Annotated in this window: 26 protein-coding genes, 1 rRNA gene and 1 riboswitch; of the genes, 2 read left to right on the top strand and 25 right to left on the bottom strand. The window is 47.2% G+C overall.

Going from position 1 to position 23,085, the window contains the following annotated elements; genetic code table 11:
* The 12 genes from glmU to DMN77_RS21650 all read right to left on the bottom strand — a co-directional run bounded on the left by glmU (nt 1) and on the right by DMN77_RS21650 (nt 11,394).
* Nucleotides 1–1,410: a bifunctional UDP-N-acetylglucosamine diphosphorylase/glucosamine-1-phosphate N-acetyltransferase GlmU gene (gene glmU / locus DMN77_RS21705; protein WP_179016287.1), complete on the bottom strand. Its 1,410-nt coding sequence runs from the start codon at nt 1,408–1,410 to the stop codon at nt 1–3.
* 124 nt (nt 1,411–1,534) lie between these two features.
* Nucleotides 1,535–1,819, bottom strand: a complete 285-nt coding sequence (spoVG, locus tag DMN77_RS21700) for a septation regulator SpoVG (protein WP_068778569.1) — start codon at nt 1,817–1,819, stop codon at nt 1,535–1,537.
* 185 nt (nt 1,820–2,004) lie between these two features.
* Nucleotides 2,005–2,832 carry a pur operon repressor gene (gene purR / locus DMN77_RS21695; protein ID WP_068778570.1) on the bottom strand — a complete coding sequence of 276 codons (828 nt, stop codon included), beginning with the start codon at nt 2,830–2,832 and terminating at the stop codon, nt 2,005–2,007.
* Between the two features lie 75 nt (nt 2,833–2,907).
* A complete protein-coding gene (gene ispE / locus DMN77_RS21690; RefSeq protein WP_179016286.1) occupies nt 2,908–3,762 on the bottom strand; it encodes a 4-(cytidine 5'-diphospho)-2-C-methyl-D-erythritol kinase in 855 nt (284 codons plus the stop codon).
* A gap of 220 nt (nt 3,763–3,982) precedes the next feature.
* Nucleotides 3,983–4,165: a small, acid-soluble spore protein, alpha/beta type gene (locus tag DMN77_RS21685; RefSeq protein WP_068778572.1), complete on the bottom strand. Its 183-nt coding sequence runs from the start codon at nt 4,163–4,165 to the stop codon at nt 3,983–3,985.
* 198 nt (nt 4,166–4,363) lie between these two features.
* On the bottom strand, nt 4,364–4,639 hold the full coding sequence (gene veg, locus DMN77_RS21680; RefSeq protein ID WP_179016285.1) for a biofilm formation stimulator Veg: 276 nt from the start codon (nt 4,637–4,639) through the stop codon (nt 4,364–4,366).
* 134 nt (nt 4,640–4,773) lie between these two features.
* A complete protein-coding gene (gene yabG, locus DMN77_RS21675) occupies nt 4,774–5,670 on the bottom strand; it encodes a sporulation peptidase YabG (RefSeq protein WP_068778574.1) in 897 nt (298 codons plus the stop codon).
* 52 nt (nt 5,671–5,722) lie between these two features.
* Nucleotides 5,723–6,613, bottom strand: coding sequence for a 16S rRNA (adenine(1518)-N(6)/adenine(1519)-N(6))-dimethyltransferase RsmA (rsmA, locus tag DMN77_RS21670; RefSeq protein WP_179016284.1), 891 nt, complete (start codon nt 6,611–6,613; stop codon nt 5,723–5,725).
* Nucleotides 6,613–7,164 (bottom strand): ribonuclease M5, encoded by a 552-nt coding sequence (gene rnmV, locus DMN77_RS21665; RefSeq protein ID WP_179016283.1) that lies wholly within the window; start codon nt 7,162–7,164, stop codon nt 6,613–6,615. Before rnmV ends, rsmA begins: the two co-directional genes overlap by 1 nt.
* Nucleotides 7,165–7,437: 273 nt before the next feature.
* Entirely contained in the window at nt 7,438–8,574 is a 1,137-nt protein-coding gene (locus tag DMN77_RS21660; protein WP_179016282.1) for a resuscitation-promoting factor, read from the bottom strand.
* Between the two features lie 259 nt (nt 8,575–8,833).
* Nucleotides 8,834–9,047: riboswitch (cyclic di-AMP (ydaO/yuaA leader) on the bottom strand.
* Nucleotides 9,048–9,263: 216 nt separating this feature from the next.
* Nucleotides 9,264–10,034, bottom strand: coding sequence for a TatD family hydrolase (locus tag DMN77_RS21655; RefSeq protein WP_229520791.1), 771 nt, complete (start codon nt 10,032–10,034; stop codon nt 9,264–9,266).
* Between the two features lie 70 nt (nt 10,035–10,104).
* Nucleotides 10,105–11,394 carry an HD domain-containing protein gene (locus tag DMN77_RS21650; RefSeq protein ID WP_179016281.1) on the bottom strand — a complete coding sequence of 430 codons (1,290 nt, stop codon included), beginning with the start codon at nt 11,392–11,394 and terminating at the stop codon, nt 10,105–10,107.
* 347 nt (nt 11,395–11,741) lie between these two features.
* Between DMN77_RS21650 and DMN77_RS21645 the strand changes: the two genes are divergently transcribed.
* Entirely contained in the window at nt 11,742–11,996 is a 255-nt protein-coding gene (locus tag DMN77_RS21645; protein ID WP_068778580.1) for an AbrB/MazE/SpoVT family DNA-binding domain-containing protein, read from the top strand.
* A gap of 184 nt (nt 11,997–12,180) precedes the next feature.
* On the opposite strand, the gene rsmI is transcribed toward DMN77_RS21645, so the two are convergent.
* The 10 genes from rsmI to DMN77_RS21595 form a co-directional block, all read right to left on the bottom strand.
* Complete coding sequence (gene rsmI / locus DMN77_RS21640; RefSeq protein WP_179016280.1) at nt 12,181–13,071, bottom strand: 16S rRNA (cytidine(1402)-2'-O)-methyltransferase; 891 nt, start codon at nt 13,069–13,071, stop codon at nt 12,181–12,183.
* Complete coding sequence (locus DMN77_RS21635) at nt 13,068–13,823, bottom strand: tRNA1(Val) (adenine(37)-N6)-methyltransferase (protein ID WP_179016279.1); 756 nt, start codon at nt 13,821–13,823, stop codon at nt 13,068–13,070. Before DMN77_RS21635 ends, rsmI begins: the two co-directional genes overlap by 4 nt.
* Before the next feature lie 106 nt (nt 13,824–13,929).
* The gene (locus tag DMN77_RS21630; protein WP_068778583.1) at nt 13,930–14,295 is read right to left on the bottom strand and encodes an initiation-control protein YabA; all 366 of its coding nucleotides are present in this window, start codon (nt 14,293–14,295) and stop codon (nt 13,930–13,932) included.
* Nucleotides 14,296–14,346: 51 nt separating this feature from the next.
* Complete coding sequence (locus DMN77_RS21625; RefSeq protein WP_068778584.1) at nt 14,347–15,147, bottom strand: PSP1 domain-containing protein; 801 nt, start codon at nt 15,145–15,147, stop codon at nt 14,347–14,349.
* 132 nt (nt 15,148–15,279) lie between these two features.
* Nucleotides 15,280–16,260: a DNA polymerase III subunit delta' gene (holB, locus tag DMN77_RS21620; protein WP_179016278.1), complete on the bottom strand. Its 981-nt coding sequence runs from the start codon at nt 16,258–16,260 to the stop codon at nt 15,280–15,282.
* A gap of 17 nt (nt 16,261–16,277) precedes the next feature.
* Nucleotides 16,278–16,721 (bottom strand): YaaR family protein, encoded by a 444-nt coding sequence (locus DMN77_RS21615; protein ID WP_068778587.1) that lies wholly within the window; start codon nt 16,719–16,721, stop codon nt 16,278–16,280.
* 73 nt (nt 16,722–16,794) lie between these two features.
* A complete protein-coding gene (locus tag DMN77_RS21610; protein WP_068778586.1) occupies nt 16,795–17,124 on the bottom strand; it encodes a cyclic-di-AMP receptor in 330 nt (109 codons plus the stop codon).
* Nucleotides 17,125–17,200: 76 nt separating this feature from the next.
* Nucleotides 17,201–17,842, bottom strand: coding sequence for a dTMP kinase (tmk, locus tag DMN77_RS21605; RefSeq protein ID WP_179016304.1), 642 nt, complete (start codon nt 17,840–17,842; stop codon nt 17,201–17,203).
* Nucleotides 17,843–17,846: 4 nt separating this feature from the next.
* On the bottom strand, nt 17,847–19,469 hold the full coding sequence (locus DMN77_RS21600; protein WP_179016277.1) for an aminotransferase class I/II-fold pyridoxal phosphate-dependent enzyme: 1,623 nt from the start codon (nt 19,467–19,469) through the stop codon (nt 17,847–17,849).
* A 193-nt stretch (nt 19,470–19,662) separates the two neighbouring features.
* Nucleotides 19,663–19,848, bottom strand: coding sequence for a sigma factor G inhibitor Gin (locus DMN77_RS21595; RefSeq protein ID WP_068778589.1), 186 nt, complete (start codon nt 19,846–19,848; stop codon nt 19,663–19,665).
* 218 nt (nt 19,849–20,066) lie between these two features.
* On the opposite strand from DMN77_RS21595, the gene DMN77_RS21590 reads away from it, so the two are divergent.
* Nucleotides 20,067–20,588, top strand: a complete 522-nt coding sequence (locus tag DMN77_RS21590) for a hypothetical protein (RefSeq protein WP_068778590.1) — start codon at nt 20,067–20,069, stop codon at nt 20,586–20,588.
* Between the two features lie 111 nt (nt 20,589–20,699).
* Here DMN77_RS21590 and DMN77_RS21585 read toward each other — a convergent pair whose 3' ends face one another.
* From DMN77_RS21585 to rrf, 3 genes are all read right to left on the bottom strand, one after another.
* Nucleotides 20,700–21,125 (bottom strand): hypothetical protein, encoded by a 426-nt coding sequence (locus DMN77_RS21585; RefSeq protein WP_068778591.1) that lies wholly within the window; start codon nt 21,123–21,125, stop codon nt 20,700–20,702.
* A gap of 189 nt (nt 21,126–21,314) precedes the next feature.
* Nucleotides 21,315–22,484, bottom strand: coding sequence for a PdaC/SigV domain-containing protein (locus DMN77_RS21580; protein ID WP_179016276.1), 1,170 nt, complete (start codon nt 22,482–22,484; stop codon nt 21,315–21,317).
* Nucleotides 22,485–22,867: 383 nt separating this feature from the next.
* Nucleotides 22,868–22,984 (bottom strand): 5S ribosomal RNA (rrf, locus tag DMN77_RS21575).
* Nucleotides 22,985–23,085 lie beyond the last annotated feature (101 nt).

The raw sequence follows: 23,085 nt of genomic DNA, 5'->3' as shown, positions 1-23,085 counted from the left end.
CTATTCTCTTGATTCTTCTTGTTCTCTTTGCTTCTTCGCTTTGGCACGGGCGCGAATCTTCTCCGCGTAACCCGGCTTATTCTCCTGACGATTCCGCGCAATAGCCAGATCATTATCCGGCACGGTATTCGTGATCGTTGAGCCAGCTACGACATAGGCGCCCTTGCCGATCTTCACCGGTGCTATCAGATTGACATTGCTGCCGATAAAGGCATCATCTTCGATCTCAGTAATAGACTTATTATATCCATCATAGTTGACCGTAATCGCGCCACAGCCAAAGTTGACGTTCTTGCCTACCTTGGCATCGCCGATATAGCTAAGATGAGAGACTTTCGAGCCATCATCCATAGAGGCATTCTTGATCTCTACAAAATCGCCGACCTTCACATGACTACCCAACTTAGTTCCTGGACGCAAATAAGCAAACGGCCCTACGGTCGTATCCTTGCCAACTTCCGCCTGGCTCAGCACCGAATGTTTGACCTTTGCACCGTCAAGAATGTGACAGTTCTCGATATCGGAAGAAGGACCGATCACACAATCCTCTCCGATAACCGTCTGTCCATATATAGAACATCCCGGCAAAATAACGGTGTCCGCTCCGATCTCAACATCGGCTCCAATATACGTAGAACCTGAATCGACAATCGTAACACCGTTCAACATATGCTTACGGTTAATGCGAGCTCGCATAAGCGTCTCCGCTTCAGAGAGAGCGATACGATCATTAACACCGATAGACTCGGTATAATCGTCCGTTCTGTAACCTTCAACAACATCGCCTTCTTGAACCAGAATTCCTATGACATCAGTTAAATAATACTCCTGTTGAGCATTGTTATTTGTCACTTTCTCCAGAGCGGAAAATAACTTCGCATTATCAAAACAATAAGTGCCGGTATTGATTTCCTTTACCGCATCTTCTTCAGGAGAGCAATCCTTCTGCTCAACAATTCGCTTCACGGAGCCATTCTCACCACGGATAACCCGTCCATAACCTTGTGGACGATCCACCTCAGCAGTAAGAATTGTAGCCGCCGCCCCATTCTTCTCATGAAGCTGAAGCATCGCTTCGAGCGACTCCTCAGTGACTAACGGAGTGTCTCCACAAATAACGATCGTCGTTCCATTCTCTTGGCCAAGAAGCTGTTTGACTTGCTTGACGGCGTGACCGGTCCCTAGTTGCTTCTCTTGCAGTACATATTCCGCTGAGGTGCCAAGATAAGACTGTACAGCCTCCGCACCATGGCCAACAACGACAATACTGCGTTCACATTGGACCTTCTTCACCGTATCCAAGACATGACCGACCATCGGCTTACCGCAAACGGGGTGGAGCACTTTATAGAGCTTCGACTTCATGCGTTTCCCCTGTCCTGCAGCAAGAATAATCGCAAATCTTTTCAAGGCCCCGGCCTCCTTCAATTGAACTCATTACTGACTATATCTCATTTAGGGCAAAAAGAAAAGAGAGCCATGGGCATGGCTCTCTTTTCCTCGAACCCCAATTAGTTACGATAATACAAAAAACTTAAGCCCCTTCTTCAATAACTTCCTCTTGTTCAGCTGCGCGCTCGTATTCTGCGAGAACTGCGCTCTGAATCTTCTCGCGAGTACCCGAAGAGATCGGATGCGCGATGTCCCGGAATTCCCCGTCCGGTGTGCGCTTGCTAGGCATAGCTACGAACATCCCGTTGTTACCGTCAATTACACGAATGTCATGAACAACAAATTCGTTATCGATGGTAATGGATGCAATCGCCTTCATTCTGCCCTCAGAGCTGACGCGGCGGAGTCTTACATCCGTAATTTGCATATGTGTTCACCACCTTTTTCCATCAGAGACTTGGTGTAATATTCCACATAGCAAACGGAAATCCTTTTTTTTTCGTGAATAAAATAGGCCAAAATCAAGATTTTTTTTGGAATAATGTGCTATTCGACACAATTCGCCATAATTCCGGTAGTTTTTACGGGAAATCGACTAAATTCTGGCTTAAATCATTTATCAAAATAATTACCAGGGGTAACTGAAATTTCCTTTTCCTTAGCATCCACCGCACGTAGTGTAGCCAAGGACACATAGTCCTGGAGAAGGCGTTGTTCCGACTCAACCTCCCCGGATTCCACCAGGACCCCAACTCCTGCGACAACCGCATCGAACTCGGCGAGCAAATCAACCATCCCCTGAATCGTGCCTCCAGCCTTCATGAAGTCATCGACGATCAACACCCTTGATTTCTCCTTGAGCGCACGACGGGACAATGTCATCGTATGCAAGCTTTTATGTGAACCTGATACATAGTTAATGCTTACCGCCGACCCCTCCGTGACCTGATGGTCTCTACGCACAAGCACAACAGGCAGGTTTAATTCGGCACCGGTAGCATAAGCCAACGGAATTCCCTTGGTCTCAACAGTCATAATGCAATCAATGTCTACATGGGCGAAAGCGGTCGCAAACAGCTTCCCGGCCTCATTCATCAATGCCGGTTGTCCCAGCAGATCCGACATGTACAGATACCCCCCGGGAAGAATGCGGTCGGGCTGAGACAATTTCTCGCACAGCTCGTTAATAAATACAAGAGCCTGCTCCTTGCCTACCTTGGGAATATACTTGACCCCACCGGCAGCGCCTGCCAGCGTCTGCAGTTCACCAATTCCCTCATCTTCGAACACTTCTTTGATAATTGCCAAATCCTCACTGATGGAAGACTTGGCTGCGCCATAACGCTGCGCGAACGTTGTCAAAGGTATCAGATGATGGGGACGGGATAACAGATATTGGGTCATTTCAACTAATCGAGCGCTTCTTTTCAATTTTTTCACGAAGACCCCTCGCTAAATCCGAATATTTTAATGAAAATATAACATTTTCGTACGGTTTTGTACAATCTTTACTTATTAAGTCAATAGGCGGACGGCATACACCTCTTTGCAGAAGCCCCTTAGCCCGTTGTAAATCCGCGGTACCTTCGACTCCTTGGACACAAGTCCGAAGACCGTCGGGCCGCTGCCTGACATCAACACACCATCCGCTCCGAGCCGGAGCATCGTCTCTTTGAGATGAGCCACCTCCGGATGCATTTGCAGCGTCACTTCCTCAAGCACATTACCAAGCTCTTGACACATTCCATGGAAGGAGCCGCTATCAAGCGCCTGGATCATTCGGCTGGCCGAAGGATGCTTCGTAATCCGATCGCTGCGGAATCGGCCATAGACCTCCTCAGTCGATACATTGATCGGCAGCTTGGCCAGAATGACCCAGCATTGCGGTGGATTTGCCACCGGAGTTAGCTTCTCCCCCCGGCCTGTAGCCAGCGCTGTTCCTCCTGTGACACAAAATGGCACATCCGAGCCAAGTTCTGCACCAAGCTCCATCAGCTCCGTATCCGAGATACCAAGCTTCCACAGGCGGTTCAGGCCGCGCAGTGTTGCCGCCGCGTCGCTGCTGCCACCGGCCAAACCCGCTGCCACAGGGATCTTCTTGTCCAAATGGATGTAGACCCCGCTTGGAACCTTGTAGCGCTCCTTAATCAGCTTAGCGGCCTTAAAAGCCAGATTCTTCTCATCTAACGGAATATAACCCGCCTGACTCGATATAATAATCGTGTCGCGGGGAAGCTCGCTCATCTCCAGACGATCCGCCAAATCGACCATCGTCATGATCATTTCGACCTCATGGTATCCATCAGGCCGTTTATATAGCACATCAAGCATCAAATTTATTTTTGCCGGTGCTTTCTCATAAATTTTCAAGGCGTTCACCTATCCTCAAATATCCATACACTAAGATCTCGTAGCTGTTATTCTGAATTTGTATTAATCCATAATGTAATGGGTTCAGTATACCTATTTTATAAAATAAAGGTTCATTCCGTCTATGTAAACGAAAAGACAAACCTGCCTTCTCTATATTACTTTATCCTGATACAAAAACAAGGCTCCCCCCTCGGGAGAAGCCTAATTATTTGCATTCTTATTGTGAATTCTTTGCGGCAGCCCGTTCTGCCATTTCTATCGCCCTTTTGACCATATTTCCCGCATCCTTGGCTCGAATACCTCCCCAGCCTTGCTGCTGCACCGTATTGTAGAATCCAAGCTCCTTGGCGAGCTCTACCTTCAGCTCCTCCGACATCACACTGCGCCGTCTGCGTGCCATAGCCACTTCCCCCTTTAATCCTAAGATAAAGTGCGAGTTCAATAAGGAACATCCGTAGTATGCTACATTAGGCCAAACTTCATACGATGATTAGGGCGAAGTGACGTCCCGGGCATATGTACATTTTGGACATAAAGTTGTCATGAAAAAAGCGACCTTCGCAAAATGCAAAGATCGCCTGCTGTTATATCATGATGTTCACGGTTTAATATACGAAAGCCCCATTCCGTTGTCATCGTTATACACCATAACTTCAACGGATTCGGTCAGTATATCGGCATAACTATAGGACACACGTTTGAAGCTTTGTTGATCCTGACCCAGCTTCACGATAAAGACTGAAGGATAAGTCTCCTCTAACACTCCAGTACGTTCGACAGTCTTTCGGCGACCACCGTTTGCCCGCAGCATGATTTTCTGACCAACGTGAGCTTCCAGACTATTTTTAATTTCTGATAGTGCATTTTTAGCCATGGCCTGTGACCACCTTCCTTCTTTGTCCATTATACATGAAGGGGGTCGCAATTGTCAAATTAAATAAATAATTATATCAGTATGAAAAAAATCTTGTCAACGATTTTTTTTCGACACTTTCTGAAAAGTTCGATTTACATCGTTGGAACAATGTTTAATTTGGATAAATCCTTGAGCGTAGGCAGTCCGATCCGGTAGCTGCCCCGCGTCTCGATTCCCCCAACTCCCTGCGTGCCGCTAATCGTCTGATTGAGCACATCGGTAATATGAATCGTATCCCGAATTGATGTCAATGACGCCTTAGCCGCAATATAGACGGGGTCCAGGGCATGAATCAACACGCGGGCAGGGGAACTGGCAAAATTGGCCCCTGCCTGCAGCAAGGCCTCAAAATGCGACTGACAAGCTCCCGCCACGATCGTCAGTGTATCGAAGTTACGTTCATATTCACGCGCTATACGCACAGCCTCTACAAAATGCTTGGAGTTTTTGTAACTGGTCAAGTTGTACAGGTCTCTTGATGGAGGGTTTTTTAATACCCCATCATGCCCTGTCAGCACGACAATGTCCGGGTTGACCGTTGGTAGCAGCCGATATAGCACGCTAGGCATCGCAGACTCATTTACATAATAGCCGTTCACAGGCACTCTAAGCTTCTCGTAGAGATCAAGGCTCTTCTGTAAGTATCTCTCATCCCCATCCAAATGCAACACCTTGCCGGGCACCTCAAAATAAGCCTGCTCCTGAGCTGCAGGAGACCACTGCTGGACCGCAACCTGATTGCGCTCCGCCAGCTGCTGGCGGTCCTGACGCAGCCGTTGCAGCGATTCGGTCGCCTTGATTCGCGCACGCTCTGTCTTCTCTCCAGGTGAACCTGGGTCCACCTTTAGCAAATCCGTCAGCGGCGCATCGGCCAGCAGACGGAATTCTGTTCCCTTTATGATGGCCACGCTCCGCTCGATTCTCTCCACTCGGAAGGTAACATCCCCTCCGTAGGATTTGCGGACGACCAAGTCTCCCAATTTCGTCACAATCCATCACCTCTATCCCCATCGTATGGGCGGATAAAGGGATTGGTTACAGCTAAGCTTCGTTCAACCCAAATTGCACGAGCATATTGCTCAGCTTGGCGAACTCATGCAAATCCAGCGTCTCCGCCCGTCTTGACGGAGCAATGCCGGCCTCTCCCAGCAGAGCTTCCAGACGCTCCCTGCCCTCCTTCGGGAAGAAACGGCTCTTAAGATTGTTTGAGATCGTCTTGCGTCTTTGTGCAAAGGAAGCTTGTACCACCTCAAAGAAGAACGCTTCATCCTCCACTTGAACCGGAGGCTGCTTGCGCACCTTAAGACGAATTACTGCGGACTCCACATTCGGCTGCGGGATAAACACGCTGTGAGGCACTGTACAGACCAGCTCAGGCTCACTGTAATATTGCACAGCAATACTTAAGCTGCCATATTCCTTCCCTCCAGGAGAAGCTGCCATTCGCTCAGCTACCTCCTTCTGAATCATGACCACGATATTCTCCAGAGGCAGCTTCTCTTCCAGCAGCTTCATCAGGATAGGTGTGGTGACATAATAAGGCAGGTTAGCCACTACGCTAACGCCATTCACAGCGCTGAATTGCCGAGCGAACAACTCCTTCAGATCCAGCTTCAGCACGTCGCCATGAACCACCTGCACATGCGGGAACGGCTCAAGCACTTCTTCAAGGATCGGCAACAACCGCTGGTCGATTTCCACGGCGGTCACTTTGCCGGCCTCCTCAGCGAGCCTCTCAGTAAGCGCTCCAATGCCCGGGCCGATCTCCAGCGCTCCCTTCGTCTTATCCAGCCCTGCTGCGGATACTATTTTGCCAAGAATATTTTGGTCGATCAGAAAATTCTGACCCAGACTCTTCTTAAACGAGAAACCGTGACGCTGGATAATCTCCTTCGTTCGGCGTGGAGTTGCTATATCTTCTCTTATCGTCATTAATGAATTACCCCTTCATCCTCCAATTGTGCCAGTGCAGCCGCGAACTCCTCTCGGCTGATCTTAAAGGCCACCAGCCGCTTATATAGCTGTTTGCCGTTGCAATACCCGATTCCGAGCAGCTCGCCAAGCTTACGTCTTCTTGCAGCCGCTTGAGAGTGAATAATGAGACCTGCATCGATTAAGTCTTCCCAATCGATCAGAGGCTCCATTCCCGCCGTCTCGCTGCGTACTCGGCTCAGCGCCTCCCGAATCGCCTCTGGCGACGCATTCTCGACCCCGATATCTCCCCGCTTGGTCGCATCGGCCTCCCGCAAGAAGGCATGCTTGCAGCCTGGCACGCGCTTCGCAACGATCTTGCGAATCCTCTCTCCGGCATGATCCGGATCTGTAAATATAATAACCCCGCGCCGCTCCTGGGCGAGTGCTATTTTACGCAATGTTCTCTCATTGATGGCTGAACCGCCCGTCTCAATCGTATCGGCCTCTACGGCTCGCTTAATCGCCACAGTATCGTCCCGGCCTTCCACCACAATGATCTCTTTGATCATATACGGCCTTCCCTTCCATGTAGAGATTGTTCAAAAAACCTGCTCCTGATCACAAGATCGCACTGAAAACCGGCCTTTTTGAACACTCATATATATCCCTAAAAATTATACGCTTTAATAAACAAAACAAAAAGAAGAGGATAGATTCCCCTTCTTATCCACTGTCTTATTCATCATCCTAATAGAGGTTGCTCAAAAAGTCCACTTTTTGAACCCCCGCTAATCACGATCCTAGATCTTATTTTCGATATATCCTTTCAACTTTGCAGCCAACTAGTTGAGCTCTGGCTTGGTCGGGCCGATGACATAAACTGTCCGACCCTTCTTGCGGCCGAATTGGTTTGCTGTTTTGAGCGAATCAAAATATACGTCCATCTTGTTGCCTTTAATAGCGCCCCCAGTATCTTCCGCTTTGCGGAATCCGAGGCCTTCAATGTATACCCACCAACCTAACGGAACGACATTTTTATCGACAGCGATCGTTCTTCCCTCTTGAACTCGGGTTCCTGTAGCTGTTTTCGTGCCGATTCCATCCTCTTCTGCAGAGTAGGCAGTCAAGGTTACGTTCTTGAGCATTTTTTTATATTTGAACGAGACTCCGCCCTTTTTGGTCAATCCACTGATGCTCACCTGATCCGAGGAGCGGGAAATGCTAGCGGACATCACAGCAGTCTTCGGCTTCGTGCCCACGGCAATGACTTTAGGTGTGGCCTTCTTAACGACCTCCTTGCCAAGCCAACGCTTTGACACGAATTTGCCATCCTCATACACCTTCTCAACATTGTGTACGACTAGGCCCTGGCTGCCTTCCTGTACGACCTTCGTTTCACCCTTCAGCAGCTGATCATCACTTGTCTTGACGACATTGAATGGTACGGTCTCTTGTTGTTGAATATTATGTTTCTTGACACGAACGATATTAATAACCATATTCGCTGTGACGGCCTGATTCAGGCCTGGAGAAACTTTATCCTCCTGATTCACATCTACGCCTAGTTCCTGAATAGCGTCCTCTACCTTGGCCTTCGTGGTAAAGGTCAGCTTATGAGCGCCATCCACACTGATACTGACGGGAACGGCCCGGACAATCTCAATCCGGTCCCCATCCTCTATTGCGCTCGACAACGATTTGGAAACTTCATCGCCCGGCTGCAATATGATGGATTGTTCATCCAGCACTTTATTGACCAAGGAATGTCTGGTGGTGATTGACTCTGTCTTTCCATCAACAACCAAATATATTTTTTTACTGTTCTGTGTGTAGAACCAAATCAGGATGATGGTGATTACTGCAATGGCCAGAACTCCAACAAGCAAAACCTGACGCAGATGTTCTTGCTTCCATCGCATTGCGTAAGACATGCTGGATGAGCGTGATTCATGGGTATCCTGGTTACGGAAAAATCCCATATCTTCCGTCCTCCTTACATAGTCCCGCCGTCTAGATCGACATATCATGAAATTGACGTGACTACAGATCGATTTTACGAAATGCCATAAAGCGCACTCCGCATTCCTGTCCCAGTCCTCTCGGCATTGGTCACCCCCTGTAAACAACAGTATGATGACCCTACTAAGTTTATTCAAAACAAAAGAAGCCTAAAGAAAGAGTTAGAGGAACTCTGTTCGTGGCTTCCGGAATAATCAGTGATGTATAGATGCACGAGTTGTTGCCTCTCTGGATACGCCTACGAGGTTAGCTGTCGGGTTAGGACGTAGAGAGTCGCCCTTTCTTAGTTCATTCGCTCATGGCGCAATGACCTCGAATTCACCCCATAGACCCTTACAAAGAAATCCTTCACGACATGCTCATTCATAATCTCATGAATTGCCGTGGTCGGTTCCCCCGTTCTCCACACTCGGAGATTCAGCGAGACTGGTTTATGGAACTTCGGTAATCTCTGGCAAAATAAGTCTGTGAGAATCGCCAAATGGATTACTGAAGAAATTCTATCTTGTTTCGATACATGTTGTAAAGGACGAATCAACAACGTTTATTTTAATAATTGGTTAAAAAAATGTAATAAACAGAGTTTTAATTGTTAAAATGCATTAATCTTTCTCGTTTACTCATTTTTTCATTACTTTTTCTCAATATTTCAGCGAATGCCAAATCGTTCCATTGCATTTTTGGTTGTTACGTTGGCTAATTCTTCCAAAGAAATCCCTTTTAATTCCGCTGCCGCCTCGGCGACGAGACGGACGTAACCCGACTCATTTCTCTTCCCACGATATGGGTGTGGTGTTAAATATGGGGAGTCTGTCTCAATCAATAATCGGTCCATGGGAACCTTCATAATAACCTCTTTTGGCTGCTTGGCATTTTTGAACGTAATCGGCCCGCCAAATGACAAATGAAATCCCATATTCAGACACAATTTGGCAATTTCCCAGCTGCCAGAGAAGGAATGCATCACACCGCCAACTTCACTTGCCTTCTCTTCCTGCAAAATTCGTACAATATCCTCATGTGCATCCCGATTATGAATCGAAATTGGCATTCCCAGACTTCGAGCAAGCCCGATCTGATTGCGCAGGACCTTGTGCTGCACCTCTTTGGGTGACGTATCCCAATAATAATCCAGCCCGATTTCGCCGATTGCGACGACCTTCTCATGCTTGCACAATTCCGCAATCCAGTCGAGGTCACCATCCTGCATCGTAATCGCATCTTGCGGATGCCAGCCCACGGCTGCATAGATAAAATCGTATTGCTCCGCCAATTTCATCGTCGTCGGAATCGTCTCCCGATTAAAGCCAATGTTGATCATCCGCGTCACTCCCTGTTCCAGAGCCCGCTGAATGACCTCCTCGCGATCCTCGTCGAACTGTGGAGCATCCAGATGGGTATGTGTATCAATAAGCATCAATGTATATGCGCCTCCCAGCTAGTTCATTGGTTAATTTTTGTTGAGTTCATCCTGGCATCATTCGAGAATTTTAATGCTGTTCTACGAATAGTTCCGCAATCTCCCGCGGCAAATCGTCAATAACTGCAAGAACTTTATCATCTGGAAAATACAAATGGAATTTCCCGCGCTGCAAACCGCTGATCGATCTGACAATATCCGATACTTCGGAAATCTCACGCAAACGTTCTTGACGGTCCAGAAGCAGGATCTGCTTCTCCCGCCCTTCCCCATCCGGACGAAACACATCATAAGGCAGATCCGTTGGAAAATCAATTTCCAAATCGTATTCCGGATTAAGCCCCGCCTTATCAAATGCAGCTCTAATCTCTTCAATTGTCTCCATATCCAAAGAGTCCATCTCTACATATTTATACAGCTTGCGGTCGATGAACCGGGAGCACAGTTCTCCAAGCAGCTCGTCCGTCTCCTTTCTCCACTGCATAAAGGCCGTCTGAACCAACGCTTCATCTAATTGAAGATAGTCCTGTACCGTCATGGTGCGATTAAATAATGAAGGCAAAGGTTCCGGCAGAAACTTGAAGCGATGGCCTTGCTCATACAACGCCTTCGCTCTTTTGAAAATCTGCCTTAAAATGATCTCTGAGCTGCGCGTAACCGGATGGAAATAAATTTGCCAGTACATCTGATATCTGGACATTAAATAATCTTCTACCGCATGCATGCCCGAATCCTTGACGACAATTCTTCCTTTATACGGTCTAAGCATTCGCAGAATCCGATCCATATCTATCGTTCCATAATTAACACCGGTAAAATAAGCATCGCGCAGTAAATAATCCATCCGATCCGCATCCAGCGGGCTGGAGACGAGATTCACAACAATCGGCTGCTCATAATCCTTGCGAATCACCGCCGCTACCTTATCTGGGAAATCATCCCCCATCCGGCGCAGCACCGATCTGACCTCTGTGTCACCGAGCAAAATGCGACAGGTCCAATCCTCATGATGCATCTGGAAGGCCTGCTCTACCGAATGAGAGAAGGGACCATGGCCGAGATCATGCAATAGTGCAGCACATAGAGCTACCATTCCCTCTTCCCGGGGCCAGTCCGCATAATTGGCGCGCTCAAATTGAGAAATAATTCGCCGGGTAATCTCATAGACTCCTAAAGAATGGGAGAATCGACTGTGCTCAGCCCCATGGAACGTTAAATAAGAAGTTCCAAGCTGACGAATCCGACGCAAACGTTGAAATTCCGAGGTATTAATGAGCGACCAAATAATTTCATCCTGCACATGAACATAATTGTGAACGGGATCCTTGAATACTTTCTCTTCTCGAAGCTGACGATACATGTAAAATCCCTCCCTAACCCATAATCTTAAAAAAAATTTGTAAGGTGATTTGACGAAACTTTAGCTAATGTCGACAGATTTTGTCGAATTTTGTCTAAAGTTGTTGAATAAACACTTTCCATATTGTCGAATCATAGAATAACCTGTTTTAAGCGGAAAAGCGCCTATCTACCAGTAATTTAAGGATAAATTATGTTTTTTCAACCAAAAAAATAGAAATAAAACTGAACTCTACCATAAATAGGTTGACTATTCTGGCAATGGTTGGTATCATAACTATCATAAAAGATAGAAGTTTGTCGAATAATGACACTTTTAAACTATAGCGAGAGGGGCTACTATCAGTTATGATGAAATCAACAGGTATTGTTAGAAAAGTAGATGAATTGGGACGTGTCGTGATCCCGATCGAATTGCGCCGTACACTAGGAATCGGTGAAAAAGACGCTCTTGAAATTTACGTTGACGGAGAACGGATCATGCTTAAGAAATACGAGCCCGCTTGTATCTTCTGTGGCAATGCCGAAAACGTAACTTACTTCAAGGGAAAAATTGTTTGCCACGAATGTTTAAGCGAATTGCCTACCCCTGTGACAAATTAATAAAAATAGTATATAATAGATTTACTGAATATGTTAATTCTAACCTTTTTCATATCTCCTTGGCGCCTTCCAGGCTTGAACCCGGCCTACGAAGGCCCCTTTTTTGACCCATAAATACAATTTATGGTTTTTTAGCAATTAAAAGTAAATTATTAAATGCTTTTTTTAAAAAAAGGTTCCTCTTTTACAGCAGCATATTGTAAATATCCCGTTTAGAAACTCCTCGATCATTAGCAGCCTTCTTCATCGCTTCTTTTCTCGGCAGCTTCTCCTGTTCTTCATAGTGTGCGACATGATCCTCTACCGAGAGCGCTTGCCACCATGCATCTCTCCGTTCCTTCACCTCTTCAGGATGAGCCCCGGAGACAACGATACAATATTCGCCAATCGGCGGATGCTCCTGCAGCCATTCGAGGCATGCGCTGAATGTTCCCCGCACCATCTCTTCATAACGCTTTGTCAGCTCGCGAGCCAGCACAACCTGTCTATCCCCCCAGGCCTCCAGCAGCGCCTCAAGTGATTTTACCAATCGATGGGGAGATTCATACAGCAGCAATGTACCTTGCTCATCCAATAGTGAGCTTAATAGCTTGTCTCTATCTTTATTATCTCGCGGTAAGAAGCCAAGAAAGGTGAATCTCTCTGTAGGCAGGCCTGACACAATCAAAGCTGACAGAGCTGCGTTTGCCCCAGGCACCGGAATTACGGAAATACCCGCTTCCAGCGCTAGCTTAACCAGATCGCTGCCCGGGTCGGAAATGGCCGGCAACCCGGCGTCACTGACCAGCGCCAAATTTTTTCCTTCTATTATAAGGCGTATCAATTCCGGGCCACTGGCTGCCTTATTATGCTCATGATAGCTCAGCAGTTTACCGGGAGATATTTCGAAATGACTTAACAGCTTGCGCGTCTGTCTCGTGTCCTCCGCAGCGATGATATCCGCCTCCTGCAGGGTTCGCACAGCACGATAAGTCATATCCTCCAGGTTGCCGATCGGCGTGGCGACAAGGAACAATTTCCCCTGGCTATTATTTTCCGGCTTATCCTCAAAACTTCTCTGTATGTTTATACTCATGCCTTCCCCTCTTTTGGTCCATAATAGATATCCATAACTTCGTGAAAGTACTCCCCGCTCTCCTGATATACGATCAGCGGAGGCAATATTTTGACGTCCGGCTTCCCATCCCGATGCGCCTCGATCAGCACCATGTTGGCCTCTGATCCCGCCCGTGGGTGTACAAATCGGATCACCTTGGGCTCCATCCGATATTTCCTGAACATTGTGATGATATCACCAAGCCGCTGTGGTCTATGAACCATCGATATTTTGCCCCCGGGCTTGACCAGTCGCATTGCCACTTGCGCTACATCCTCCAGCGTGCAATGAATCTCATGCCGAGCGATGCTCTGATGCTCACTCAGCTTCAGATCCCCACCGGTTAGCGGCATATAAGGCGGATTAACCGTTATGGCATCATATATGCCATTCCCGCCTTCCTTAGCCAGATCGCGCAGATCGCCCTCCATAATGTTAACCCGCTCCTTCAAGCCGTTCATCTCCACGCTGCGCCGAGCCATGTCCGCAAGCCGGGGCTGAATCTCGATGCCTTCAATTAGCGCCTTCGTCCGCGTTGACAGCAATATCGGAATCACACCGTTGCCGCTGCATAAGTCCAATATCCGGCCGTATTTCGGAATATTTGCAAATCTCGCCAGCAGTACGGCATCCATTGAGAAGCTGAACACCTGCTCGCTCTGAATGATCGACAGATCATGGGTAAGCAGATCATCCACCCGCTCTGTCTCGTAAATTTCCACATTTCTCATGAATCGCGCTCGCCCATTTCTGCTCATTATTTGTTAGTTCCTTTATAAGGATGCATTTTCCCGTTAAAATCTAAAAAAAACCGTAGGAAGCTCTCCCTACGGCTTGTTATTTATTCAGAAAAGACAGGCAGAACAGGCAATCGCCCTCTGTACGTAAATGTCCGTAATATACGTTGCAGATATGAAAACCTTCGTGATATAACCGCGCCAGGTTATCATAACCTTCTCCCACGATATCGGTATTTTCCTTATGCTCCAGCTGCGCTTGTTCCTGCTTACCTTCGGAAGATGCCAGCTCTATCTCATTTTCCTGCTTCAGAACTTTACGCATCTTCTCATTCTCTAGCCTGAGCTGCTGGTTCTCCTCCATCAGCTTCTTCACCTCAAGCATAAGCGTGCCAAAATCGCCGTGTACTTTAGCTATTTGTTTTTCCAGCGCTTGCATATACGCGAAAATATCTTTATTCTCCAAGTTCCCACCCCAGAGTCATTCTCAATTATATTGAAAATATGATATTCTTGACTATTTAACAACTACGTCGTCTAACGAAAGCTCCTTAACCTTGTTGATCTCGAACAATTGCACATGCACTGTCCGCGAACCGGCATTAATTCCGACGACCTTGCCTTCTCCCAAAGAAGTAATGACTTGCTTGCCAACCGTCGGCATTTCTTCCTTCACACTCTCGTAGTTATCATGCTCAAATTTGAGACAACACATTAATCTTCCGCATAAACCGGAGATCTTGGTTGGATTGAGCGACAAGCTCTGGTCTTTGGCCATCTTGATCGAGACAGGCTCGAAATCGCCAAGCCAAGAGGAGCAGCAAAGTATCCGACCGCAAGGGCCGATCCCGCCTAACATCTTCGCCTCATCTCTGACGCCGATCTGTCTCAGCTCGATCCGGGTACGAAAGATACTGGCCAAATCCTTCACCAGTTCTCTAAAATCTACCCGTCCCTCCGCCGTGAAATAGAAAATAATTTTGTTGCGGTCAAACGTAAATTCGACATCGACCAGCTTCATTTTCAAATCATGGTCTTTGATTTTATTTAAACATGTGGCAAAAGCATTCTTCGCCGCAAGCTTATTCTCTTCAACAATGTCGGCATCAGCATCGCCCGCAATCCGGATTACTTTCTTGAGCGGAAGAACAACGTCCGCCTCCTCAACCACCTTCTTGCCAACTACAACCTTGCCGTATTCGATCCCTCGCGCCGTCTCGACAATGACGCTTTGATCTCTCTCAACGGGAAAATCAAGCGGATCGAAATAGTATATTTTACCCGCTTTCTTGAAGCGGACACCTACTACAGTATACAAAAACTTACCCCCTTGTATAGCGATAAAAAACTGGAGAACCTCGAGCAAGAGGTCGCCACCTGTGATCAAACCCCTGCTTACCACGGGAGAAAAGTTTATCTATCTGTCAGACACGATACGTACTGCCGCCGATTAATTACGCCCGTCTACACCAATAAGAAACTGTTCAAGACAGAGCTGGGCATTCATATTTTGTCGCAGTTTTTTCTTACTTTCCGCCACGAGTTCCATCGCATGAATCCACTGCTCTTCAGCACGTGAGAAGGCATGCTTCGTTATAAAATCCAGCTCGTCTATGAAAACGATTCGGTCATGTCTATGATAGAGCGCATGAATCATGTCCTTGAACCATATATGGAAAAGGCTGAACAGGATGTCCAAATGTTCGCCTAGTCCGGCCTTGAATACGTTCTGCTGCGCTGTAATGATCGGAGATCCGCCACGGCCAGCGGTTTCCTTCCCTAATTGTAACACTACGTTTCTAATTTCTGCAAACCAATTCTGATCAAGTAAATCCCGGCAGGATTGGACTCCTGCTGCCAATTGTACAGCACATCTGCACAGATTTACAGCATATCCTTCTCCCGTTAAAATTTGCATCATACGGTCCGGATCCAGCGGCATGAAGGACACCCACTGTGCTCGGGACTGAATGGTCGGCAGAAGAGCTCGTCCATTATCAGACAGTAAAATAGCTACGGCCGGAGATGGCGGCTCTTCAAGAAATTTCAGCAGACTGTTAGCGGCTTGAACGGTCATCTTATCGGCTTCATCAATAATGTATACCTTCGGATTGCCCGTCTCCGAGCGATATGAAAAGATCCGCTGTAGGTCGCGGATTTGTTCAATCTTGATACTCGCTCCCTCTGGAGCGATATAATGTAAATCAGGGTGATTGCCATGCTGGACCTTGCGGCATTCCAGACATTCACCACAAGCGTCGTCTCCGCCCTTAGTGCAAAACAGAGCCTGGGCGAACGCCATAGCTACTTCCTTCTGTCCGCTTCCCGGCGGACCACTGAAAATATATGCATGGGATATCTGTTTGCGGCGGAGACTGCTCTGCAGCTGCTGCTTGGCAGCCTCCTGCCCGATAATATCTGTAAAAGCCATAACTCCTCTTACCTCTTTTAAAAGCATAAATTTATGAGCATACCGCGAATTTCACCGATTTTCTGCAAAAGATCAATTTTTCCCTGCTCTGACTCAAGCAGTTCATCAGCCATCTGCAGCAATGTAGCATCGATCTCATCCAGCAGCTTGTAACGCTTCCCGCGGCCGCGCCGATCCCAACCTCGGGAATCCTTGATGCCTACTCCCCGTCGAACGGTGTCTTCAAGAAAGCCCTTAACCATAAGACGGTAAGCTTTCAGCTCCCGAACCGTCATCGAACGAGCCAAGCGGTCACCCTGCAGCTGAATTTCCTTAAATTTACGATTCAATTCATCCTTGCTGGCCTGTTCTCCGTGCTTATGCATCACATCAGCGAAGCTCTTGGCCTGAGTTGGCTTAGTCGCATTATCGCTTACGCCCAGGCGGCTGTTCAACGGCCTGAACCCCGGATCAATCTTCAAAGCTGTCACCTGCCTATCCATCTATGATTGTTATGATTCTATCATACTAAGCAGATATATGGTTAACATTATGTTAGAAATGTTCAAATCGATCAACCGGCAATACGAATACCGTTGCCCCACCAACTTGCACTTCAACAGGCAATGGCAAATAGGAATCCGTTGTTCCGCTCATAGGAGTTACTGGAGTTACTAGCTGCTCACGTACTTTACAACTATTGCGTATGACATCCAATACGGATTCTACCTGATTATCATCGACCCCGATCATGAATGTCGTGTTGCCTGCGCGCAGAAACCCACCGGTACTGGCCAGCTTCGTTGCTCGATAGTTCTCCTTAACAAGTGCGCTGGACAATTTATTGCTGTCTTTATCCTGGATAATCGCAACAATTAATTTCATTTGCAGTCCCTCCTCATATTTTTGTGAACCAAACCTCCTCGATTAGGATAAGAAGGTGGTGATTCGACTCATCTATTTATTTTGACAAAGAATGCTTAAATTCCTCTATAGCCCTAAGAAGTTGGCTCTTAATCAATTCTGCAATCTCCTGCTTCGAACCGGAAGCATCGATTACTTGAATCCGCTCCGGGTACATTGAAACTACTCTTTGATACCCCTCACGAACCTGATGGTGAAAAGCAAGCTCTTCCAGATCAAGGCGATTCACTTCCCGTCCTTGATTGGACGAGATGCGTGTCAAGCCCTGCTCTGGTTCAATATCCATGTAGAAGGTAATGTCTGGCATCCGTCCATGGGTAGCGAACAGATTAATCGACAATACTTCCTCTATCCCTAGACCACGGGCATACCCCTGATAAGCCAGGCTGCTGTCAATAAATCGGTCACATAATACGAAGATGCCTTCGGAAAGGGCCGGCTCGACCCTCTCGGCCAGGTGTTGACGCCTTGCGGCTGCATAGAGCAGCGCTTCTGTACGCGGATCCATCGCCGTATGCTCAGGATTGAGTATGACTGCCCGAATCTTCTCAGCAATCTCAATACCACCGGGCTCACGGGTCTTGATATAAGGGATTCCCTGATTCTCAAGCACCGCCGCCAGTTCTTCAATCACCGTCGTCTTGCCCGATCCTTCACCACCTTCCAATGTAATAAACATTCCTCTATCTTTCGCTTTCACGATGTTCCCGCCTTTGTTCTGTACTTTGATATACGCTGATCGTACGCAGAGAGAAATCCTCTACGCCTTGGCATTTCGCCTTGAAATTCCTAAGCTGGAGCAACATGGTCTCTATTTCATTCGTAATCCATTCGCCCGGATACAGGATAGGAATCCCTGGCGGATATGGGATAACCATCTCCGCCGCCTGGCGCCCAGCGCTCTCCTCGATCGGAATTCTCTCGATCAATGGCGCTGCTACTGGTTGAAGACTGAACAATACGGGAGTCGACACGTTCGCTGTCATGTGCAGGTTCTGACTGCTATGTTGCGCATTTAATTGTGGTTGTGATGCGACTGGTGACTCAAATATGTTCCACGTGGAAATATTAGACTCAGATGGGTTCGCTACTGCTGAACAAGCCAGCTGCACTCCCGTTGTTAAGCCGCTTCCTGCTGCAGTGATTTCCCGCAGAGCAGCAAGCAAACGATTCAGATCCTGCTGTGAAGTACCCACACTCAAAGCGAGGACAACATATCGCTCATCGCTCATCTCCGGAATACAGCCACGCGCCTCCAATGCTTCCTGCAGTGCATAGCCGTTAAGCTCTCCTGCTGCATCATACAACACCACTTTGAACGGGTCTTGTATAGAGTATGCAGCGCTGACTCCGCTTGCGCCTAGTTCGACAAGACCGAAGCGCTTCATGGTCCTGATCTCACTACGCATTTGCGAGGCTAAGTCCAGCGCCTGCGCGAACAGCTTCTCCCCGCTGGCCTGAAGTAGACAGCGGCTGAGATCCAGCGAAGCCATGATCGGATAAGAAGGGCTGGAGCTCTGCACCATAGTGAGCCGCTGCCGAATCAAGCTGCGGTCGAGCAGATCGCCCTGCACATGCAGCATTTCGCCCATCGTCATTGCGGTCAGCATTTTGTGCGTGGACTGTACCACGCCGTCCGCCCCCTGCGCGAGAGCGCTGGGCGGCAGCTGCCGGTGCAGCCCGAAATGCGCGCCGTGCGCCTCATCCACGAGCAGCGGTACGCCGCTGTCGTGGCATAGCTGCGCTAACGGCTGCAGCTGGGTCCCCATCCCGTAATGGTTCGGGTGCGTAACGAGCAGCCCCTTGGCGCCGGGATAGCGGCGCAGGGCCTCACGCACCGTCTCCACGGACGGGATGGTGGCCAGGCCACTCGCCGCGTCAAGCTGCGGCGAGAGGAACACAGCGTTCGCGCCAGCAAGCATTAATCCGTGAATTACGGATTTATGGACATTGCGCTGAACGAGCAGCACATCGCCTGGAGCGGTGCACACGCTCAGGATCAAAGCCAGGTTGCCGACCGTACTGCCGCCAACCAGGAAGAATGTCTCTGCGGCGCCGAAATACTCCGCCGCAAGCTGCTGCGCCTCCAATATCACTCCCTCGGGATGATGCAGATCATCCGTCCCTGTAATTTCCGTCGCATCGATTTTCATGACTCCTGCCAGAGCCATCTCCTCATTGATATCCCATATATCCAAATAGGCTTGTCCGTCCTTATGGCCTGGCACATGGAAGGAAGCGTCCTTCCGCTTCCGGTAATGAACCAGCGCTTCATACAACGGGGCCCGTGGCTTATGCTCCGCCATCGCTATAATCTATTCCTTCCTGTTACGTTTGCTCTTGCTGTTCTTTTGCTCCATTTTACCGCTTAATTGCCTGACAGGGCAACATAAAAGGACCCGTCATCGTTCAGATCAGGTCCTCTTTAAGTACTTTTTAGGCAGTAGTCCGGCATCAATCTTCTGTTTATAATGTAATTGAAGGATATAAAAGGAGTAACTAGGCATTTCTCTGCATCCAGATTTGCTTCATTTGATGAATAAAGAAATGATATTTCTCTTCCTGCACATCCGTATGGACCATCTCTGATTCACAAGCATCACATATAAATTCTGATACGATATGAATGCCGTCTTTCTTGGTCTCTCCACAGATGATACACGTATTTCCGGTAAGCTCATTCATATGCGATCCCACCTTGTTCGTTTTACTACCAGTATGATACATATTCTATTATTTTAAACCCTTTCATAGTTAGATTCCTACTTTATATATATGCGGGAGCCCTGATGACTGTGTTTGTACGTAAACAAATCTTAATTATTTCTGCTTTCATCCGATATATTAATCATGGATTTAGATTTTTTTAGTTCTATTGACAAAAAGGAGGGTCGTCCACGCTCATGCCCGCGGAGTCCGGAAGCGCAACCTTTTATAATTACAAGCTTCTCAGAAGAATTGCCATCCCCAAGGCCCTGATTGGAGGCTTATCCACGCTTCCCTTCATTTGGCTATTGGCTGAAATAGTATTCATCTCATGGACAAGTATATTTACTTTCTTGCTGGCGTTATTTATCGTCTTGTGGATCCAATTCGTTATTACTCGTTCTGTCCTTATTATCATTAGCCACTCTTATAAGAAACGCTGGCATTTCAAAATGCGTCTGCCATGGATCGGATATCTGCCGGAGCAATTCGTCAGCTATTCAACATTCCGCCGTACCCAGCATTATGCCACCTGGATTGGAGGCTGTATCATCGCCATTCTCATCCCTTGGTCACCAGTTTCCTTTATCATGGCCTTATTATTCTGGCATCTCTGGTTTTTGGCCCCAAGGCTGATTATTCTGATCCGCTTCCGCAAGCAGCCCCGTGACGGAATCATTAAGCTGACTCCTCAGGATGCTTCCTACTATATGCCTTAACCTAATTCATATAAATCCAAACCAATGAAAAAGCCTGTCACCCATTGAACTACCCGGGGACAGGCTATTTTTATGCATGACTACAAAATACTACTACTGATTATTCCTTGATTATGAACCGCTATCCAAGCCTTGAACGACAGCTCTACTTTCTCTCTTGGGAACGAGTACGGTAAAGCTATTATTATAAATTGTTAGCTGCACGGTTAATTTGTCTTTCTCGTAGACGGTTGTTGTGCCCTTACTTTCCTCGGCCTTCTCCATCCAGCCCCATTCTTTGATAATCTTCTGATAGGCCTCTGGTACACCCTTATCCTCATTCAGGCCAGACAAGGAATAATGGGCATAGTCCATCTTCGAGTTATTGGGCGCAGTCTCCACCCGATTGGCCTCCTTCGGAACCGGGAAGCTCTTCTCCACCGATGCTCCGACGAAAGTCGTCCAGGAAGGCTCAGAGGAACCGCAGCCAGTAATGACAAACAACATTAGGATCGTTCCCAACAGATAGAAGGAATATCTCGCTTTCTTTTGCCACATCAAATATTCCTCCTTACCCAGAATTATTTAAAATGATTCTTTCTTCACCCGGATCATTCATGAAGCAGGTTCAATTTCCTGAGTAATAAGGCACCAATATAATTATAACGATAGTCCTATATTTGTCGGTAACAAAAAGGTTACATTAGTTATTCTAAGATTATTGTTATATTTACTCTATTCTATTCCTTAAATGACCAAATAGGCTGTTTTTTTAGGGAATATCGCCTTTAATGAGAATGGGAATTCAGGAAATCCGGCTGCATACGGCGTATACTCATAGACCTGGAAGAAGATTTTTAAAGCCTCTTCTCCTTGCTGCAGATAGAAATCCGGCTGACTGCCCAGCGCAACGAAACCTCCAAAATAATCCGGCAGCTTCAGAAAGTCCGCCTTGATTTGTTCATTTAAGGGGCTTAGATCCTGTTCTCCCGGCCCGAATAAGTCTTCCAGAGATATCTGACTTCCATCGCTCAAAGAGAACGTGTAGGCCTTGCGATAAGGCATTCCATGAGCTCCTCCGGTATAGACATGCTGCTGCATCAGCAAACTGAGAATACCATCCTTATTATAAGTAACGATAAAACTGCTGGAATATTGATAATCGATGCTAATCTTATTCTGACCTTGGCTTTGGCGATCCTCGTTCCTCTCCCGCAAACTCTTCTCTATTTCTTCTCTGAACCGATCCGCATCGCTTCTCAGAACCTCATTGATCGCCTTCTCTGCCTTATCATTATCGATTCCTGTCACTTCCGGATATTTCAGATGAATCGAAGCCTGATCACTCTCTTGATCAAAAGCCTTAACATATATTCCTAACGTATTCTCCTTGACACTCAGCACGTTAAGCTTCTTGGCAGCTAGGCTCCAATCTCCTTGGTATCCCAAGTAGTTCTTCACAACTTGAAAAGGGATATACAAATGCCCGTCTATGCTACGGCCGCTGTCCTTAAGATAGAAGCCATTGATATCAACCGATTCCCCATATTCAGATACCACAATGTTCAATTGCCGATAATCTTGCCCAACGGAATAAGTATGAGTCTCCTTATTGTAACTTAGAGGCAGACCAAGTCCATCGCGCAAAAAGGTGATAGGCACCCAGGTCTTCCCCTCAATCCATAACCCTTCATGTCCGGTAATGATCCCATTCGCCTTCAATACAATCTTCGTATAAGTCGTATTCGTGTCTTCAGTTCCTATGTTAGCTGAACTATGATTAGCCTGACCTGGCTGAGCGTTGTCTACCGATCCCTGATCAGCCGCATAACCTATCCCCTGCATCGGTAAAATACCTCCCAATAGAACGCCGACTGCCAAGGCTGTAGCCCCTCTTCTCATTCGTAATCCAAACATTTGATTCTTCTCTCCCTTGAATAAAATAGATCTCTGTCTCTATCCAACATAGCTATTGTATTCAATTATTGTACAAAATGGATGACAAAGCCCATTACATTTCTTTAGCACTTATGACCAAAAATTTACAGTTTATTAACCAAAATGAGTACCCCTCACCGCTTTCCTCATGAAATATAGTAAATATTGCCTTATCACAAAAAACATTAAACCAAACCAAGCGCAGAAAATGCAAGGATACAAGTCATACCCCAGCCCTACTCAGGAACGTTACAAATAATTATCCACCCTGCCGATTATTTAAACCCAAGGGCTTTCATCCTAATTGCAATTTAGCAATGAAATAAAAAAACCACCACCGATTAACGGCAGTGGTTCTTATCGCTTGGCGGCTTCCTACTCTCCCAGGACCCTTCGGTCCAAGTACCATCGGCGCTAGAGGGCTTAACGGTCGTGTTCGGGATGGGTACGTGTGGAACCCCTCCGCCATCGCCACCAAACGTTCAAGGTTAATCCTTGAAAACTGGATACGAAACTCATTTTGCATATTTAGATGTTTTTTGGATAAGCCCTCGACCGATTAGTACCTGTCAGCTCCATA

This window comes from Paenibacillus sp. 79R4, assembly GCF_013393165.1.
Classification (GTDB): Bacteria; Bacillota; Bacilli; order Paenibacillales; family Paenibacillaceae; genus Fontibacillus.
This window is presented reverse-complemented; position numbering and strand designations above follow the sequence as displayed.

Coding starts and splice junctions, on each gene's coding strand:
- DMN77_RS21580 (WP_179016276.1), bottom strand. CDS start 22,484: ATGTTTGGATTACGAATGAGAAGAGGGGCTACAGCCTTGGCAGTCGGC.
- rnmV (WP_179016283.1), bottom strand. CDS start 7,164: ATGATCAAAGAGATCATTGTGGTGGAAGGCCGGGACGATACTGTGGCG.
- DMN77_RS21595 (WP_068778589.1), bottom strand. CDS start 19,848: ATGAATGAGCTTACCGGAAATACGTGTATCATCTGTGGAGAGACCAAG.
- rsmA (WP_179016284.1), bottom strand. CDS start 6,613: ATGACGATAAGAGAAGATATAGCAACTCCACGCCGAACGAAGGAGATT.
- rsmI (WP_179016280.1), bottom strand. CDS start 13,071: ATGAGTATAAACATACAGAGAAGTTTTGAGGATAAGCCGGAAAATAAT.
- DMN77_RS21650 (WP_179016281.1), bottom strand. CDS start 11,394: ATGTATCGTCAGCTTCGAGAAGAGAAAGTATTCAAGGATCCCGTTCAC.
- DMN77_RS21590 (WP_068778590.1), top strand. CDS start 20,067: ATGCCCGCGGAGTCCGGAAGCGCAACCTTTTATAATTACAAGCTTCTC.
- DMN77_RS21660 (WP_179016282.1), bottom strand. CDS start 8,574: ATGGGATTTTTCCGTAACCAGGATACCCATGAATCACGCTCATCCAGC.
- veg (WP_179016285.1), bottom strand. CDS start 4,639: ATGGCTAAAAATGCACTATCAGAAATTAAAAATAGTCTGGAAGCTCAC.
- DMN77_RS21585 (WP_068778591.1), bottom strand. CDS start 21,125: ATGTGGCAAAAGAAAGCGAGATATTCCTTCTATCTGTTGGGAACGATC.
- DMN77_RS21685 (WP_068778572.1), bottom strand. CDS start 4,165: ATGGCACGCAGACGGCGCAGTGTGATGTCGGAGGAGCTGAAGGTAGAG.
- holB (WP_179016278.1), bottom strand. CDS start 16,260: ATGGCTTTTACAGATATTATCGGGCAGGAGGCTGCCAAGCAGCAGCTG.
- spoVG (WP_068778569.1), bottom strand. CDS start 1,819: ATGCAAATTACGGATGTAAGACTCCGCCGCGTCAGCTCTGAGGGCAGA.
- tmk (WP_179016304.1), bottom strand. CDS start 17,842: ATGTTTATTACATTGGAAGGTGGTGAAGGATCGGGCAAGACGACGGTG.
- DMN77_RS21610 (WP_068778586.1), bottom strand. CDS start 17,124: ATGAAATTAATTGTTGCGATTATCCAGGATAAAGACAGCAATAAATTG.
- DMN77_RS21600 (WP_179016277.1), bottom strand. CDS start 19,469: ATGGCGGAGCATAAGCCACGGGCCCCGTTGTATGAAGCGCTGGTTCAT.
- DMN77_RS21645 (WP_068778580.1), top strand. CDS start 11,742: ATGATGAAATCAACAGGTATTGTTAGAAAAGTAGATGAATTGGGACGT.
- DMN77_RS21635 (WP_179016279.1), bottom strand. CDS start 13,823: ATGAGAAATGTGGAAATTTACGAGACAGAGCGGGTGGATGATCTGCTT.